Origin of the sequence: Chryseobacterium luteum (genome assembly GCF_000737785.1) — a bacterium.
GTDB classification, from domain to species: domain Bacteria; phylum Bacteroidota; class Bacteroidia; order Flavobacteriales; family Weeksellaceae; genus Chryseobacterium; species Chryseobacterium luteum.
The window spans coordinates 150,763-166,386 of the sequence record NZ_JPRO01000014.1 but is presented as its reverse complement, the minus strand read 5'-3'; the positions used below and the strand labels follow the sequence as shown (position 1 = coordinate 166,386).

Here is a 15,624-nt window from a genome sequence, read left to right as displayed (position 1 = left end):
CTAAAGTGGGCTAAAGCCTACTCCTATTGATTTGTACTGACTTAATAGAGATTCAAAACAAAATTATTTTACAGGTTTAATAGAAACAGCGAAACCGCCGCTTCTTACCATTTTAAAATTAATTTTAGACTTGCTTGTGATCTCCTTTTTGTAGATGTTATAGCTTTGAGGATTGTCGATATAATCTGCATCTTTTCCATCTTCGTAAACGGTGATCTCATATTTTTTGCCTTTATCTAAGAAAGAGAAATCTACGGTATATTCACGTTTATTTTCATCGGTAATACCTCCTACAAACCAATTGTCAGTCCCTTTCGCTTTTCTGGCTGTGATGACATAATCTCCGGGTTCTGCCGATAAAATTTTTGTATCGTCCCAGTCAGCTGCCACATCTTTGATAAACTGGAAAGCATCCATGTGCTTTTTATAGTTTTCAGGAAGATCTGCCGCCATCTGGAGAGGCATGTACATGGTTACATATAAAGCAAGCTGTTTGGCAAGTGTAGTTTTCACGAAACGCTTATCTCCAGGGAAATAATAGTCTAATTTGGTCTGGAAAATTCCCGGCGTATAATCCATAGAACCACCCATCCATCTTGTGAACGGAAGAACGGTCTGGTGATCGGGTTTATTTCCCCCGAATGCTTCATACTCCGTTCCTCTGGCTGCTTCTGCAGAAATGTAGTTCGGATAGGTACGGCTTTCTCCCGTCGGACGCACAGATTCGTGAGAATTGACCATGATTTTATACTCATTTGCTTTTTCAGCAATTCTGTAGAAATGATTGATTGTCCATTGAGAATAATGATGCTCTCCTCTTGGAATGATGTCTCCAACATAACCTGTTTTAACTGCATCGTAACCGTATTTGTTCATCAATTGGAATGCTTTGTCTGCCCATCTTTCATAGTTCGTTGCAGAACCCGAAGTTTCGTGGTGCATGATGAGCTTAATTCCTTTAGAATGAGCATATTCATTTAACATTTTAATGTCAAAATCAGGATAAGGTGTAATGAAATCGAAAACAAATTCTTTGGAATGACCGAACCAGTCTTCCCAACCGATATTCCAGCCTTCAATTAAAAGACCCTGAAAACCGTTTTCAGCCGCGAAATCAATATATTCTTTAACTTTTGTATTGTTAGCAGCGTGTTTTCCGTTCGGGGTAAGTTTTGAGAAATCTGTTTTGTCCAGATGTACATTTTCCGCGGTAGAATAAGCCCACTGGGATTTCCCGATGATCATTTCCCACCATACCCCCATATATTTTGTAGGGTGAATATAGGAAGTGTCTTTATATTTTGTAGGTTCATTAAGATTAAAGATCATTTTGGATTCCATCACCTCTTCTGCTTTCGGGGAAACGATAATGGTTCTCCATGGCGTTACTGAAGGGGTTTGGATATATCCTTTTGCTCCCTGCCTGTCTGCAGTAAGGTGTGTTTTGAATTTAAAATTCTGAGCATCCACTTCAAGATGGGAAGCGGGATAATCTAAAACAGCTGCTTCTGCAACATTAACATACAAAGGATCTTTACCTTCTTTTTTAAGCATCAATGGAGACTGTACAGCATTTTTAACGAGAGCCTGTGAGGCATTGGCATCGAATGCTTTATCCCATTGGGAAGGAATTTCAGAGATCTTCGTTTCCTGGTATTGGTATTCCTGGGAATCATAGTCTGCAACAATCCACCATGCTTTCATGTCCGTAGGAAAGTCGATTTCGGAATCTTCTTCTCTGATCACGAAATAATTCAGGTTTTTCTGCTGCGGAAATTCATATCTGAACCCAAGACCATCATTAAAAAGCCTGAATTTTACAACAATACTTCTGCTTGTAGAAGCCTGATCAAGGGTAACCGCCAGTTCATTGTAATGATTGATATAGTTTTTCTTTTCCCCGAGCACCGGCTGCCAGGTTTCGTTTTTGGAGTCACGTTTTTCATCTGTTTTCGTGAACCCTTTGTTCAGGTCAAATTTTGCATCTTCAGCTTTCGCAATTTCGGAAGCAAATTTGATGGCTGAGTCTTTAAATAATCTTAATCCTAACTTAGAATCTTCTACCACTACAGCACCATTATATTTCAGATTGTAATAAGGTACTCCCTGTTTCAGCTGGAAATTCATTTCAAACTTCCCATCCGGTGATTTCAAAGACTGTGCATGTACACCTACAAACATCATTGAGAGCAAAAGTGCTCCAACTGTAATTTTCTTCATAATGATTATTTATAAACTTAAAAATAGATAAAGTGCTGCGGTAAAGCAACACTTTATCAAATTATTTTATGTCTTACAACTTTGTAATAGTCAGCTTGTAATATGCTGAATTATGCAAATCCAATTCTATTTTATAATTTCCTGCTTCAGATACTTTATAGCCCGGATCACCATCTACTGTATTTTCAGCATTGAAGTAGCTTTGCACAGCTTTTCCTGAAACCAGAGTCTGATCATCTTTTTTAGGCTGGAATTTCAATGCCCAGTCATCGTTTGCCCTGAATTTAAACAGTCCTGTACTGTTCAGCATAATGGAATTGATCACATAAGTTTTGGTAGCCGGATTATATACAAAATCTGTATCTGAGTTCCATCCAGTAGGAGTAGCATCTCCAATAACCCCAAATTTGGCAAGAACTGAGGAATAGGTATTGGCAGCCCAATCCACTTTAACATAGTATGTTCCTGCTGTTGCCGCTTTTACATTCACTTCTCCTGTTTCTAATAACTTTCCTGTGAAAGTTCCGTCGTCTCCTTTATCGCCTGCCCAATCCTGATTGATGGTGAATTTATACTCGCTGTTAGGTGCTGTTACATAAATAAATCCTCTGTACTGATCGTTTTTAGCAGGTGAGAATAAATTTGGAGAATTTCCCGGAGTCCAATCTGCATAGCCCGCTGCTCCTGCATAACTTCCAGGTACATTGATTTTAGGATAGACTAAATCCGGGTTTGGAGTATAAGGTGTTACTTTAAGTGCTATAACATTTGAATAGAAAGCTGCTGATCCTACTGATGTTTTTAGTCTTGCTTCAATATCATTTACAACATCCGGCACTGCTCCAATATTGAACATTGCTGCATTCATTGCTGCATGGGTAACCGCTACCGATTTTACATCATTGGAAAAATTGACAGCAGCAGTTTTTTTAAAATTGTCTCCCTTGATTCCAAATTCTATTTCCTGACTTGGAACTACAGCAATATTAAACGTCGGCTTTGTCCATGTAAAATTGATTACAGCATCGTTGGCAATGAGCTCATTAAGAATTATTGTGTTTTTGTCGGAAGAAATTTTACCGGTGGCTGTTTCATTAATAACCGCCTGATCTTCATCTTTTTCGCAGGAAACCATCAATACCCCGATGCAAGCTACAGCTAGTATTTTAAATAAATTTTTCATTTTTTAACAGTATTAAAAGTTAGTAACCAGGATTCTGAATCAGATTAGGATTGGCTATAATATCTTTATTTGGAATAGGGAAAAGATTTCTATAGCTTTCTACAGCTTTTCCATCTTTTACATTTCCTTTCCATGGCCATAGGTAATCTCCTGTGGTATACTTGTTGAAACGGACTAGATCTGATCTTCTGGTTGTTTCCCAAGACAGTTCTCTTGCTCTTTCATCTAAAATGAAATTCAGATTTATTGAGGTTACATTTCCACTTGTATTACCGTAAGCACGTTCTCTTAACTGATTAACGTAAGTGACTGCCGTCGCCTGGCTACCACCGCCACCGCCTCTAAGAACGGCTTCAGCATACATCAGATAGATATCTGCCAATCGGTATAGAGGAATATCAGCTTCTACCCAGTTGTCATGTGCACCAACTGTTCCGGTACTTTTAACATTTTTATATTTGATAAATGCATAACCATCAGTAAAAGATCCGAGATCATTAATTTCCAAATTCTGTCCTGCTGTAAAAAATCTTCCTCTTTTATCAGTTCCATTAATTGGAAACAGGTTTACAAATGCCTTGGTAGTTCTGATACCACTCCAGCCTCCGTTGATTCCAAAATCAGAAGCCTTCATACCTCCGCCTACTGCTGCGTGTACCAAATAGGTTGTTCCGCCATTGGTCTGAGTATTGATCCCGTCAAAATTTACACTTAGGATTTGTTCAGGATTACTTATATTATTATCAGCAAGAAACAGATCATCATATTTTGGCTTTAAAGAATAGCCTGCCGCAATTACTTTGTTACAGTAAGTAATACAATCGGTATTTCTCTGTGTTCCTGTATATACTTCTGCATTTAAATATAATTTTGCCAATAATGACCATGCAGCCGCTTTATCTGCTCTTCCATACTCATTGGTTTTAGGATCTTTCAACTCTGCTGCTACCGCAACCAATTCAGATTCAATAAAATTAAATAATGATTTTCTGTCTATTCTCTGTGGTGGATTTGCTGATCCCGGAAGATAGGTTTCATCTACAAAAGGAACATTCCCGAACATATCTATAGCATGGTAATAGGATTGTGCTCTCAGGAAACGGGCTTCTGCTCTCATTAATTTTGCCTGAACAAGGTTATCTCCGGTAATATTATTTGCAGCTAATTTTTCGTCTGTAACATTTCTCAGGAATTCATTACAAAAAGCAATTTCCGTGTAAACTCTGTAATACATGGCTGCAATAAATTCATTGGAAGCATCCCATGTCATTTTATGAAGCGTATGCAGGTTTCCATCATTCCAGCCTATTACAGCTTCATCGGTAGTGATTACATTAAGGGTATATAATAACCTTGTATATTGTGAAAAACCTCCGTTAATCCCATTAATATCACTATCCGGCTGATCACCATCCCCACTTATCTGTCCCCCCATAGCAAGACCTCCATAAAGTTTTGCTAAAATATTTTTATAGTTTGAAAAATCCTTATAGATACTTGCAGAAGTAACATCTGTTATTGGTTCTCTTTCCAAATCATTAACGCATGACGCTGTAGTCAGTAAAAATGCGGCAGAAAGAGGCAGTACTATATTTTTAAGTTTGATTGTATTTAGTTTCATCGCAATTATTATTTAAAATTGAAAATTAAAGCCTAAAGAATATATTCTAGGCATCTGATAATATCCGTTGTCTATATTTCCAAAAACTTCAGGATCTACTCCTGTATATTTGGTAACTACAAAAACGTTCTGAGCCATACCGTATACTTTCAGATTGCTTCCTTTAGAGAAAATTTCCCCGAAATTATAGCCAATATTGATATTATCCAATCTTAGGAACGAAGCATTTTCAACATAAATATCTGATTTATATTGAGGTAAAGAGAATTTATATTCCGGAGCAGTGGAGAATACATTTTGAAGATATTCATTGCTAGAAGAAGACTGTAAGGAGCTATTGGATGCCATATTGTTATAAACATAGTTTCCTATTACTGCTCTTGCACTAAGCGCAAAATCCCAGTTTTTATGAGATACTTTAGTGGAAAAACCTAAAATCATATCCGGAGTAGTGGACTTGTAATAGTACATATCTTTTGTATTGATTACGCCATCTGAATTTCTGTCTACAAACGCTCCGTCTACAGGCTTTCCGTTAGTATCATATACCTGCTGATACACCCAGAATGAATTGGGAGCATATCCCACAGCATTTGCCTGAATCCTGTTTCCGGCACCTCCCTCAATACCGCCAACTTCCATATTGAATGATTCATCTGCTCTGTCTTTCAATTTAGTTACAATTGGTTTGTAATGGGTTGCATTAAAGCTTACTTCCCATGTAGTTTTTTCATTTTTAACAGGAATTACGGTGATACTTCCTTCAATACCTTCATTCTTCATATCTCCTACGTTCTGCCAGCTGGCATTACTTAAGCCTCCAGCCGCTTCATCAGCATATACCAATAGATCCTTAGTGTCTTTTCGGAAAAGGTCGATAGATCCGGTAATTCTACTTTGAACAAAACCAAAATCCAATCCTATATTTTTCGTAGTGGTTGTCTCCCAGGTAAGATTAGGATTATAATTAGCAGGTCTGAACATAAAATAGTACTCATTCCCAAATTGATAGCCAGCTCCCGGATAACTAGGATTGTACGAGGCAAACGCAGGATAATTATTGGGCTTATTTCCATTAACTCCCAGTGCAGGAAGCTCCTGCTGTCCTGTTTTCCCCCATCCTACCCTCAGTTTCAACGTACTGATTGCGGAAATATTTTTGATGAAATTTTCTTCGTTAAGCTTCCAGGCTAAAGAAACCCCTGGAAAGACACCCCACACATTATCTCTTGTCCCGTTAAAGAATCTGGAAGAACCGTCTCTACGTGCAGATCCTGAAATAATGTATTTGTTGGCTACCGTAAAAATTGCTCTTCCATAAAAAGAGACCAGTGTGTTTTGTGTTTCAAAATTCAGGTCCTGCGCATTGATTCCGGTCCCTTTATAGGTAATAGCTCCTGGAATATTCAAACGGAAATCCTGATAAGCATATCCTGCTGTAATGTCAACACCAGTATTGATTGCACTTATATTTTTAACATAATTAAAGTAGGTTTCCAAGAGTTTGTTTTTCTTTTCCATCGAGTAGAAATTCGAACTTCCCTTATCGCCATAACCAGGTCTGTAAATTGCATCTTTAAATTTATGTCCTTCACTTTTTGTGTAATCATAACCTGCATTTACGTTAAAATGCAGATCAGGAAGAAAGTGGAGTTTATAATCTAACTGAATATTTCCCAATCCTCTCGTCACAGATGATACATCTCGTACACCGTTAATTAATCCAAGAGGATTGGTATTGGCATTCACATTATATCCTGTTGCTGATCCTGAATCCAACCATTCATAATATCCTCCGTAGTTGGAATTCCCTGAATACACAGGCTGTGTAGGATCAAAATAAGTAGCGGCTTTGATGACTCCGCTGTCTACAAATCTGTTATCTGTAAAAGTTCCCTTTGCATTCACATTTACTGATAAATGATTATCTAAAAATTTAGGATTTAAGTTCAAGCCTACTGAGGTTCTGCGGAAAGAATTTGATCTTACAATACCATTCTGCTCATTATACCCTAATGATAAACGGTAAGGCAAACCTTTGATACCTCCTGAGAGAGCTACGTTATTGTCTGTTCCCCATGCTGCCTGGTATATTTTGTCCTGCCAGTTAGTATCTGCATTTCCAAGTTTAGTTTTATAGTTTGCCGGTGCATAGGTATTAACAAAGTCTCTAAACTCCTGTGCTGTCAGTACATCTACATTTCCCATTTTGGTAGAAACCGAGGTCACCGTTGAGAAATTTACCTTAAACTTTCCTGCACTTCCTTTTTTGGTTGTAATCAGGATAACCCCGTTGGAAGCTCTGTTACCATAGATAGCGGTAGCGGAAGCATCCTTCAGAATATCAAATGTTTCAATATCATTGGGATTGATCAGGGATAGGGGATCGGAAACCCCATTCATTCCTACAAAATCCTGAGGAACTCCGTCAATAACAATCAATGGAGAGTTTTCACCACTTAAAGAAGATGTTCCTCTGATCCTGATTTTGGTTCCTGATCCCGGAGCACCACTGTTGTTGGTGATCTGTACACCAGGTGTTTTGCCCTGAATCAGCTGACCTGCAGAAGTGGCCCCTCCGTTGAAGTCTTTTGCACTAACAGAAGTAATGGAACCTGTAAGATCAGACTTTTTCTGCTTACCGTATCCGATCAATACAACTTCCTCTATTTTCTTTTCTTTGGTTATAGAGTCCTGCGCATGCATTATTGAACTGGCCAATAAAAAAGCGGGAGCAATTTTTAGTACCGTTGTAAAATTTTTCACAATATCATTTTTTAGTTTCGTTTTTTTAAGTGCTGTACAACCAGCCTTGCAATTTAAAAAAAAATCAGAATTAATATAATATTATCGAAATTTTAGATAATTTTACGTAAATTATAGCTCTGTTATTAACCAAACGTCTGTTTTTCATAACATTACGTTAACATATGCGAAACATAGCATATTGAGAAAACTGACGAAAAGTTAAACAAATGCTTAACCGGATATAATGTCTCAGCCTTTCATACCGTCTTATAAAGTTATTATAACCGGATATGAGACACTTTCGTGAGATAATTCTTATCTTTGTACTTAAAACTTTACTATAAATGTCAAACAGAAAAATGATTACGGCAGCTTTGCCTTATGCAAACGGACCGGTTCATATAGGGCATTTGGCAGGTGTTTATATTCCTGCGGATGTTTACGCAAGATTTCAGAGAAGATCAGGAAAAGATGTCGCGTTTATCTGTGGTTCAGATGAGCACGGAATTCCTATTACCATAAGAGCCAAAAAAGAAGGAGTTACTCCACAAAATATTGTAGATCAATATCATGAGGTCATTAAAAAATCTTTTTCAGATTTGGGGATTTCTTTCGATGAATATTCGAGAACGACTTCTAAAAAACATTATGCAACAAGTCAGGACTTCTTTAGAACCCTTCATGATAAAGGAAAATTCACGGAAGAAGTTTCTGAGCAATATTTTGATGAACAGGCCAATGAGTTTTTAGCCGATAGATATATCGTAGGAACGTGCCCGAATTGCGGTAACGAAAACGCTTACGGAGATCAGTGCGAGAGATGTGGCTCTACCCTTTCACCGTCAGAACTGATCAATCCTAAATCAATGTTGAGCGGAAATGTTCCTATTTTAAAAGAAACAAAAAACTGGTATTTGCCATTAAATGAATACGAAGACTTCCTGAACGAATGGATCATTGAAGGTCATAAGGATGACTGGAAACCCAACGTTTACGGGCAGGTTAAATCGTGGTTAAATGATGGTTTGAAGCCTCGTGCCATGACCAGAGACCTGAACTGGGGAGTTCCTGTTCCGCTTCCGAATGCTGAAGGGAAAGTACTTTACGTTTGGTTTGACGCGCCAATTGGATATATTTCGTTCACCAAAGAATGGGCAGAGAAAAACGGAAAAGACTGGAAAGATTACTGGCAAAGCGAAGAGAGTGACCTGGTTCATTTTATCGGAAAGGATAATATTGTTTTTCACTGTATTATTTTCCCTGCCATGATGAAGGCTCACGGAGATTATATCATGCCGAAAAATGTTCCTGCTTTTGAATTTTTAAATCTTGAAAACGATAAAATTTCAACGTCAAGAAACTGGGCAGTCTGGGCACACGAATATGTTGAAGATTTTCCGGGACAGCAAGATGTACTGAGATATGCTTTATTATCTTCTGCTCCGGAAACAAAAGATAATAATTTTACGTGGAAGGATTTTCAGACTAAAAATAATTCTGAATTGGTTGGGATTTTTGGAAATTTCATCAACAGAGTTGCGGTTTTAGTTCATAAATATTATGACGGTGTAATTCCTCAGGGTGATGTGAATTCGCCTGAATTAAAAGAAATTAATAAGTCGGCAAAAGAAATTTCAGGATTCCTGGAAAATTATGAATTCAGAAATTCTTTAACGGCTTTAATGAATCTGGCTCGTTTCGGAAATCAATATCTTCAAACGGAAGAACCCTGGAAAACAATTAAAGATAATCCTGCAAAAGCGGCACAATCTTTATTTGTAGGATCTCAGATTGCTGTTGCTTTAGCTCAGTTATGTGAACCGTTTATGCCTTTCAGCTCTGAAAAGCTATTGAATATGTTCAATGTTGAAAAATCAAACTGGAGCGATGTTGAAACAAAATCTGTTTTAATTGAAACTGGACATAAAATCAACGAATCATCCCTTCTTTTCTCAAAAATTGAAGACGAAGTAATCGAAGCCCAAATCCAGAAACTGGAAAATACAAAACAAAACAATAAAAAGACAAACCCTAACGCAAATCCTATGAAAGAAGAAATCTCTTTTGATGATTTTACGAAAATCGACCTGAGAACGGCTACCATTTTAGAAGCTGAAAAAGTAGAAAAAGCTGATAAGCTGCTAAAACTTAAAGTAGATACAGGTGTAGACGTAAGAACGGTTGTTTCAGGGGTTGCAGAAAGCTTCACTCCGGAAGAGGTGATCGGAAAGCAGGTAATGATCTTATTAAATCTTGCTCCAAGAAAAATCAGAGGAATTGAATCTCAGGGAATGTTATTATTAACCACAAAAGCAGACGGAAAGTTATCTTTTGTAACTCCTGATGAAACCGTGGAAAACGGTATTGAAATAGGATAATTTTTCAACATTTCAGATATAAGAAAAGACGCATGATTTATGCGTCTTTTTGTTTTTTATTGCGAACAGACAGTTATTTCTTCATAAGTTTTGCCAGATAAGAATCTTCATCCTGCAAAACTTTTTCAATCGCAAAACCATTATTTTCTGCTGCATTTTTTAATGTATCAAAATCGAGATACAGCCATTTTATAGGATCTTCCGACTCACCTTTGTAATGAACAATATAATCCAATTCACCGTAATATCCGCCTGCTGGAATTAAAACTCCGCCGTCTTCATCGCGATCGAACATATATAAAATATCTGTACTGTCAATTAAAATCTGACCGTTTTCATTTAATAAAGAATATAATTTTTTAAGATAAGCATCAATTTTCGTTAAGCTTTCAAAAATTCCTGTCCCATTCATCAGGAGTAAAACAGTATCGAAAGCATCGCCTGAAAAATCAAGAATATTTGTGCAGATTGTTTTTTGAACACCTCTTAATTGACAAACCTCAATAGATTTTGGTGAAATATCCAGTGCCAAAATATCCAGATTCCTTTCATTCTGAAGATACAGAGCATGGGAACCCGCACCGGCACCAATGTCCAGCACTTTTCCCTGAGCAAGCTCCAGCGCTTTCTGCTCAATATCATTCATATCTTCAAAATCTCTGAAAAGATAGTCTACCGGAAGCTCGTCCAGTTCGGAAATTGAAGTTTCTGTCTGCAGATCTTCAGGATTTTCGTTGTGAAAATAATCCCGGACCGCCTTACCCATTAAATCTTTCATTGCTGTCTTTAAAAGTGCAAAGATAAGAGTTTTCTGAATGATGAAGTGATGGTTGATACAGATAAACCCTGATTTAATGGTCAGTAATGCGTTCTTTCTGATGACTTCCGGAACAATTCGTCCTTTTAAAATTTAGAGGCTGTTTAAATTTTTAAAATCTCGCTGATTTGACAGATTATGCAGATTTTTAAAACTGAAATAGATCTGCGAAATTTCCTTAATCTGCGTGACAAATATTAATAATTATTTTTCATAATTATTTTCATTAAATATGAATTTAAACAGGCTCTTAGCTAAAACTAATCAATAAAGGCCTGTAATTTCTTGTTTCTATCCATAAAACGTAAGACCCCGGACTTCGTAAAGCCCAGGATCTTACTCGTGAAAAACAAGGTATCTTTATATCGCAGGTCCGGCTGCGTCTTTTATTTCTTCTATTATTTTTTTTCTTTCGCGGAGTCTTCTTCTTGCAATGACAGACTTACCGCCAAGAACTCTGATGAATCTCAAATACTGGAATCTCTCCCTTCCGAAATGATGCGTCATTACATAAAGCAATACTCCGAAACCTGTCAAAATAATATATCCGAAGATCTTTTTGCCGGATATGATAATGGCATTCAGCTGAAGCAATTTCATATTCGCTGCTAAAGTCTGGGGTGTAACCGTCATTCCATCAATATAAACCGCGAGATCTCCTACCGCTGTTACCTGGAAACGGTACTGAAACCATGAATACAATGCTGAAAAGAATCCCACCGCCAGAAAAGTTCTCCATACAAGCACCAATCCAATGGCAGCCAGCATGTTATCCAATTCAAGTTTGTCCAGGGTATAGAACCACACTGAAATGAACAGTGAGCCCATTCCGTATCCTTTTAAAAACATGGGCAGATACCAGTTCTCATAATTGAATTCCAAAACCATCGAAAAGTACATAATCAATGCATACCCCATCATCGCCGAAAACCCCGAGAAGATGTACATTTTCAATGGTATTTCTTTTTTGAACCAGAATACGGCAAGCACTCCTGCCAGGATAATTCCGGGAATCATGAGCATATTCAGTCCTGCATTCGTAAGCTGATCATATCCCAGCACTCCTACTGCAAAGATATTCTGAAGTGAAGTCGTTCCCAGGAACATTCCCAGCCACAACAGCATAAACAGACCATGCTGCACATTATTTTTTGTAAAGATCTTGAATGATAAATAAGGCCTTTTTAAGGTAAACTGGCGGATCACCAACAAAGCAAAGCTTACAAAAGCAGCCATACTTGAATTGATAATATTCCTTGAATTCCACCAGTCCTGCTGTTTCCCGAAAGAAAATACATAAGCAGAAAACATAAACGTAGAAACGAATAACATGATACTCATCCAGTCGATATAATGCAGCGGAACTTTTAAGGCAAAATACTTATCATGCATAAAGATCCAGTGGATCAGGGCAAGGATAAAACACAATACCGCTGCAATTACATAGAAATGCTGCCAGTTATAATTAATGGAAACTACTACTGCATAATACGCCACCACCTGATTCATCACCAAAACAAAGGTGTAAAACAGCCCGTAAAACATCCCCCTGTTCCCAATCATCATCATTAACGGAAGGAACAGCTCTATTGTCACCATCATCTTTAAAAAGCCGATAAATAAAGCCGTAAATACGAAAACCATTGGCTGCATCGTAGTTCCGTTGATATAGCTCAGTATTCCCAGAAGAACAAGCAATACCGTCATTTTATCTCTCACCTTGAATCTCATCTTCATTCTGAGAACGATCGGCATACAGGCTCCCATTCCTATTGTTGTGGCATAATTCGCCCACATAAAATATTCTGTCATGGCCCCGGTACCGTTCACCAGATAACTGATGTTTCCGGTATACACCCCGCCAAGCGGCATCACCACTGCCAATAGCAGTACGATGAGCAGCAGCTGTACGGGTTTGGGTACCCAGTCGTTATATAATCCTTTGTTGTACATGAATTTAGAAATTAGATATTAAAGGTTAGAGGAAGGACTAAAGCCAGAGGATAGGAGACGGAAGTTTCTCTTTGTCAGCATACTTCTGCATTCCAAATAAGTTCTGTTTGAAAAATTAAAAATTATCCGGGAGGAACCGGAAGTGATTTCCGCCTGCATCACCTTCCATTTTCTGACCTCCGGTTTCCCTTCTAAAATCTTTCAATCATTAAATTTTTAAATCTTTCAATCCTGATTAATATTCACATTCATATTCATCCCCGCGCTCAGTTTTTCCAGGTCTTCTTTTTTGTTGGAAGCTGTAAATTCTATTCTTACGGGAATTCTTTGCTGTACTTTAATGAAATTACCCGTGGAATTATCTGTAGGAACACTTGAATATCTTGAACCTGTCGCCGCGGAAATAGCTGTTACAACGCCTTCAAATTTCTTTCCTCCCAAAGCATCAGCGGTCATCATCATCTTCTCCCCGATCCTAATATTCGGCATCTGGCTTTCCAGGAAATTGGCCGTTACCCATTTCTGACCGTTCAGAACGATGGTGGCTACCTGCTGGCCCGGCTGTATCAATTGGCCTTCAGAGATTGTTCTGCGTCCCATAATTCCGTCATACGGCGCTGTGATCACCGTATAGGAAAGATTGATCTTTGCCATATCCAGTGCAGATTTTGTTCTTTTGATCTCTGCATCATTAATTCCTAATTTGCTTTTAACCTCAGTTGTGGAAAGATTAGCAGACTGTTTCTGATTCACTAAGGTCTCATACGATGCTTTCTGGGCATCATATTCTGTTTTGATCTGATCGTATTGCTGTCTGGTCACCGCTTCTGCCGCAAGAAGATTTTTATACCTGTTTAAATTCTGTTCTGCATTCCATAATCTGGCTTTGGCACCAGCTATATTAGATTCCATGACACTGACATTGTTCGAAACAGTATTAACAGACGAACTGGTTGCCGATCTCTGTGCCATTGCATTCTGATAAGCAGCTTCCGCCTGGCCTAACTGGGTTAATAATTCATTTTTATCCAGAATAACCAGGGTATCCCCTTTTTTAACCTTCTGGTGTTCGATGAATTTTATGTCTTTGATATAAGCTGAAACCCTTGTATTAATTGGGTTGATGAATTCCTCTACCTGTGCTGCTTCCGTATACGTTTTGTCTCCGATGTGGAAATATTCGCGGACCAGCCAGAAAAGCCCGAATCCTATGATCAAAAACACACCAATATTAGAAATTACGGCCCTGATCTTATTCTTTTTATTCTGTTTTTTTTTAACGGCTACCCCTGACTGTGCCGGTGCGACCTGAGTATTTTGAGTGGTTTGTTCCTTGTTTTCCATTATCTTGATTTTCAGTTTTAAAATTAAAGCGTCCCTGCAGCTTTCAGCAGGTTATAATATTGATACAGTACATTGATCTCTGCATTGGCATAATCCAGTTCCGACTGGAGCTTCTGATTCTGCGCATCTATCATTTCAGCCTGTACCGCCAGTTGGTTTAAATACTTGGCTTCTGTGATCTTGTAGTTTTCTTCTGCCAGTCTCTTTGAATCATTAAGAATGTCGGCTTGCTGAATAGATTCCTGATACTTTACATAAGCTGCATTTACTGCCATATCTACGTTCTGCTGAACCAGTGTCACGGCATCACCTGCCTGTGTTTTCTGCAGTTCACCAAGCTTTACTTTTTCTTTTGTTTTATATAAATTATCAATATTATAGCTCAGTGAAACGCCTGCCTGCCATCCTCCTGAATACATATCCAAAACAGGATTTCTTGTCGTAACCGGACGCTGTAAAGTATATCCTCCGAATCCGGAAAGTGTAGGCAGCTGATCCGTTTTAATGATCTCTATGTTTTTATCAGCAACATCAATGTTTTTCTTTGCCGATTTCAGCTGAGGATTGCTGTCGTGGGCAAGATCCATATAGTAATCCATACCGATACCGGATTCTTTATCCTCCAGGCTTTCAACGGGAACGATCTCTGTATCGGAAGGAAGTCCTAATGCGATATTCAAATTATAATTAAGAATCTTTTTATTGTTTGTAAGGGTCAGAATTCCCTGATCCAGATTTTTAATGGCCAGTTCTCCACGGATGACCTCGTTACGGGTTACCATGCCCTGCTGGTAGAACTTCTGGATATTTTTCAGCCGTTCCTGAGCCAGTTTTTTGTTATTTTGAAAAACAGTTTCCTGATTGACCATTTTGTAGACATCCAGATAATTGGAAATCACGAGAAATTTCACATCAAGCTTGTTTTTTTCCAGATCCAATTCTGAAAGCTGCTCACGAAGGCCTGCCATTTCAATGGACTTGTTCACCAAACCTCCTTTAAAGATCAGCTGGGTTGCCTGTACAGCATATGAGCTTCCGTAATGAGGCATTGGAATATTGGTTGAGTTTGAAAAATCTTTATCTATGGCTACAGCGTCTCCTAAATAGAACTGGCTTGTAGAAGCTGTAATATTGGGAAGCTTTTGAAGTTTTGCAATATTTGTATTCTGTTTTGCAATATCAATATTCTGAGCAGCCACTTTCAACTGCTGGTGGTTTTTCACGGCCATATCGGCAGCTTCACCTGCGGTCATCTGTTTGATCTGTTGAGAAAAAAACAGCGCAGGGAATAGAGCTATCACGATTGACAGTGCTGTTTTTATGTTATTTGTCATTTTACCTTGTTTTACGAAGGCAAAGT

Annotated in this window: 9 protein-coding genes; 1 reads left to right on the top strand and 8 read right to left on the bottom strand. The window is 38.2% G+C overall.

Features of this window, described 5'->3' with window-relative positions:
* Positions 1–63: 63 nt before the first annotated feature.
* The 4 genes from IX38_RS14875 to IX38_RS14860 form a co-directional block, all read right to left on the bottom strand.
* Complete coding sequence (locus tag IX38_RS14875; protein WP_034706288.1) at positions 64–2,220, bottom strand: glycoside hydrolase family 97 protein; 2,157 nt, start codon at positions 2,218–2,220, stop codon at positions 64–66.
* Positions 2,221–2,293: 73 nt separating this feature from the next.
* Positions 2,294–3,403, bottom strand: a complete 1,110-nt coding sequence (locus tag IX38_RS14870; RefSeq protein ID WP_084680288.1) for a SusE domain-containing protein — start codon at positions 3,401–3,403, stop codon at positions 2,294–2,296.
* A 19-nt stretch (positions 3,404–3,422) separates the two neighbouring features.
* Positions 3,423–5,024, bottom strand: a complete 1,602-nt coding sequence (locus IX38_RS14865) for a RagB/SusD family nutrient uptake outer membrane protein (RefSeq protein ID WP_084680287.1) — start codon at positions 5,022–5,024, stop codon at positions 3,423–3,425.
* A gap of 12 nt (positions 5,025–5,036) precedes the next feature.
* Positions 5,037–7,790, bottom strand: coding sequence for a SusC/RagA family TonB-linked outer membrane protein (locus IX38_RS14860; protein WP_034706286.1), 2,754 nt, complete (start codon positions 7,788–7,790; stop codon positions 5,037–5,039).
* 326 nt (positions 7,791–8,116) lie between these two features.
* Here IX38_RS14860 and metG point away from each other — a divergent pair, with 326 nt between their 5' ends.
* Positions 8,117–10,150, top strand: coding sequence for a methionine--tRNA ligase (gene metG / locus IX38_RS14855; protein WP_034706284.1), 2,034 nt, complete (start codon positions 8,117–8,119; stop codon positions 10,148–10,150).
* Positions 10,151–10,223: 73 nt separating this feature from the next.
* Here metG and IX38_RS14850 read toward each other — a convergent pair whose 3' ends face one another.
* From IX38_RS14850 to IX38_RS14835, 4 genes are all read right to left on the bottom strand, one after another.
* On the bottom strand, positions 10,224–10,928 hold the full coding sequence (locus tag IX38_RS14850; protein ID WP_034706282.1) for a class I SAM-dependent methyltransferase: 705 nt from the start codon (positions 10,926–10,928) through the stop codon (positions 10,224–10,226).
* 399 nt (positions 10,929–11,327) lie between these two features.
* The gene (locus tag IX38_RS14845) at positions 11,328–12,920 is read right to left on the bottom strand and encodes a transporter (RefSeq protein WP_034706280.1); all 1,593 of its coding nucleotides are present in this window, start codon (positions 12,918–12,920) and stop codon (positions 11,328–11,330) included.
* 225 nt (positions 12,921–13,145) lie between these two features.
* A complete protein-coding gene (locus tag IX38_RS14840) occupies positions 13,146–14,264 on the bottom strand; it encodes an HlyD family secretion protein (protein ID WP_034706279.1) in 1,119 nt (372 codons plus the stop codon).
* Positions 14,265–14,287: 23 nt separating this feature from the next.
* Positions 14,288–15,598: a TolC family protein gene (locus IX38_RS14835; RefSeq protein WP_034706278.1), complete on the bottom strand. Its 1,311-nt coding sequence runs from the start codon at positions 15,596–15,598 to the stop codon at positions 14,288–14,290.
* Positions 15,599–15,624 lie beyond the last annotated feature (26 nt).

Bases quoted from the DNA above. Each gene is read 5' to 3' on its own strand.
- IX38_RS14870 (WP_084680288.1), bottom strand. From the start codon at position 3,403: ATGAAAAATTTATTTAAAATACTAGCTGTAGCTTGCATCGGGGTATTG.
- IX38_RS14850 (WP_034706282.1), bottom strand. From the start codon at position 10,928: ATGAAAGATTTAATGGGTAAGGCGGTCCGGGATTATTTTCACAACGAA.
- IX38_RS14865 (WP_084680287.1), bottom strand. From the start codon at position 5,024: ATGAAACTAAATACAATCAAACTTAAAAATATAGTACTGCCTCTTTCT.
- IX38_RS14840 (WP_034706279.1), bottom strand. From the start codon at position 14,264: ATGGAAAACAAGGAACAAACCACTCAAAATACTCAGGTCGCACCGGCA.
- IX38_RS14845 (WP_034706280.1), bottom strand. From the start codon at position 12,920: ATGTACAACAAAGGATTATATAACGACTGGGTACCCAAACCCGTACAG.
- IX38_RS14875 (WP_034706288.1), bottom strand. From the start codon at position 2,220: ATGAAGAAAATTACAGTTGGAGCACTTTTGCTCTCAATGATGTTTGTA.
- IX38_RS14835 (WP_034706278.1), bottom strand. From the start codon at position 15,598: ATGACAAATAACATAAAAACAGCACTGTCAATCGTGATAGCTCTATTC.
- metG (WP_034706284.1), top strand. From the start codon at position 8,117: ATGTCAAACAGAAAAATGATTACGGCAGCTTTGCCTTATGCAAACGGA.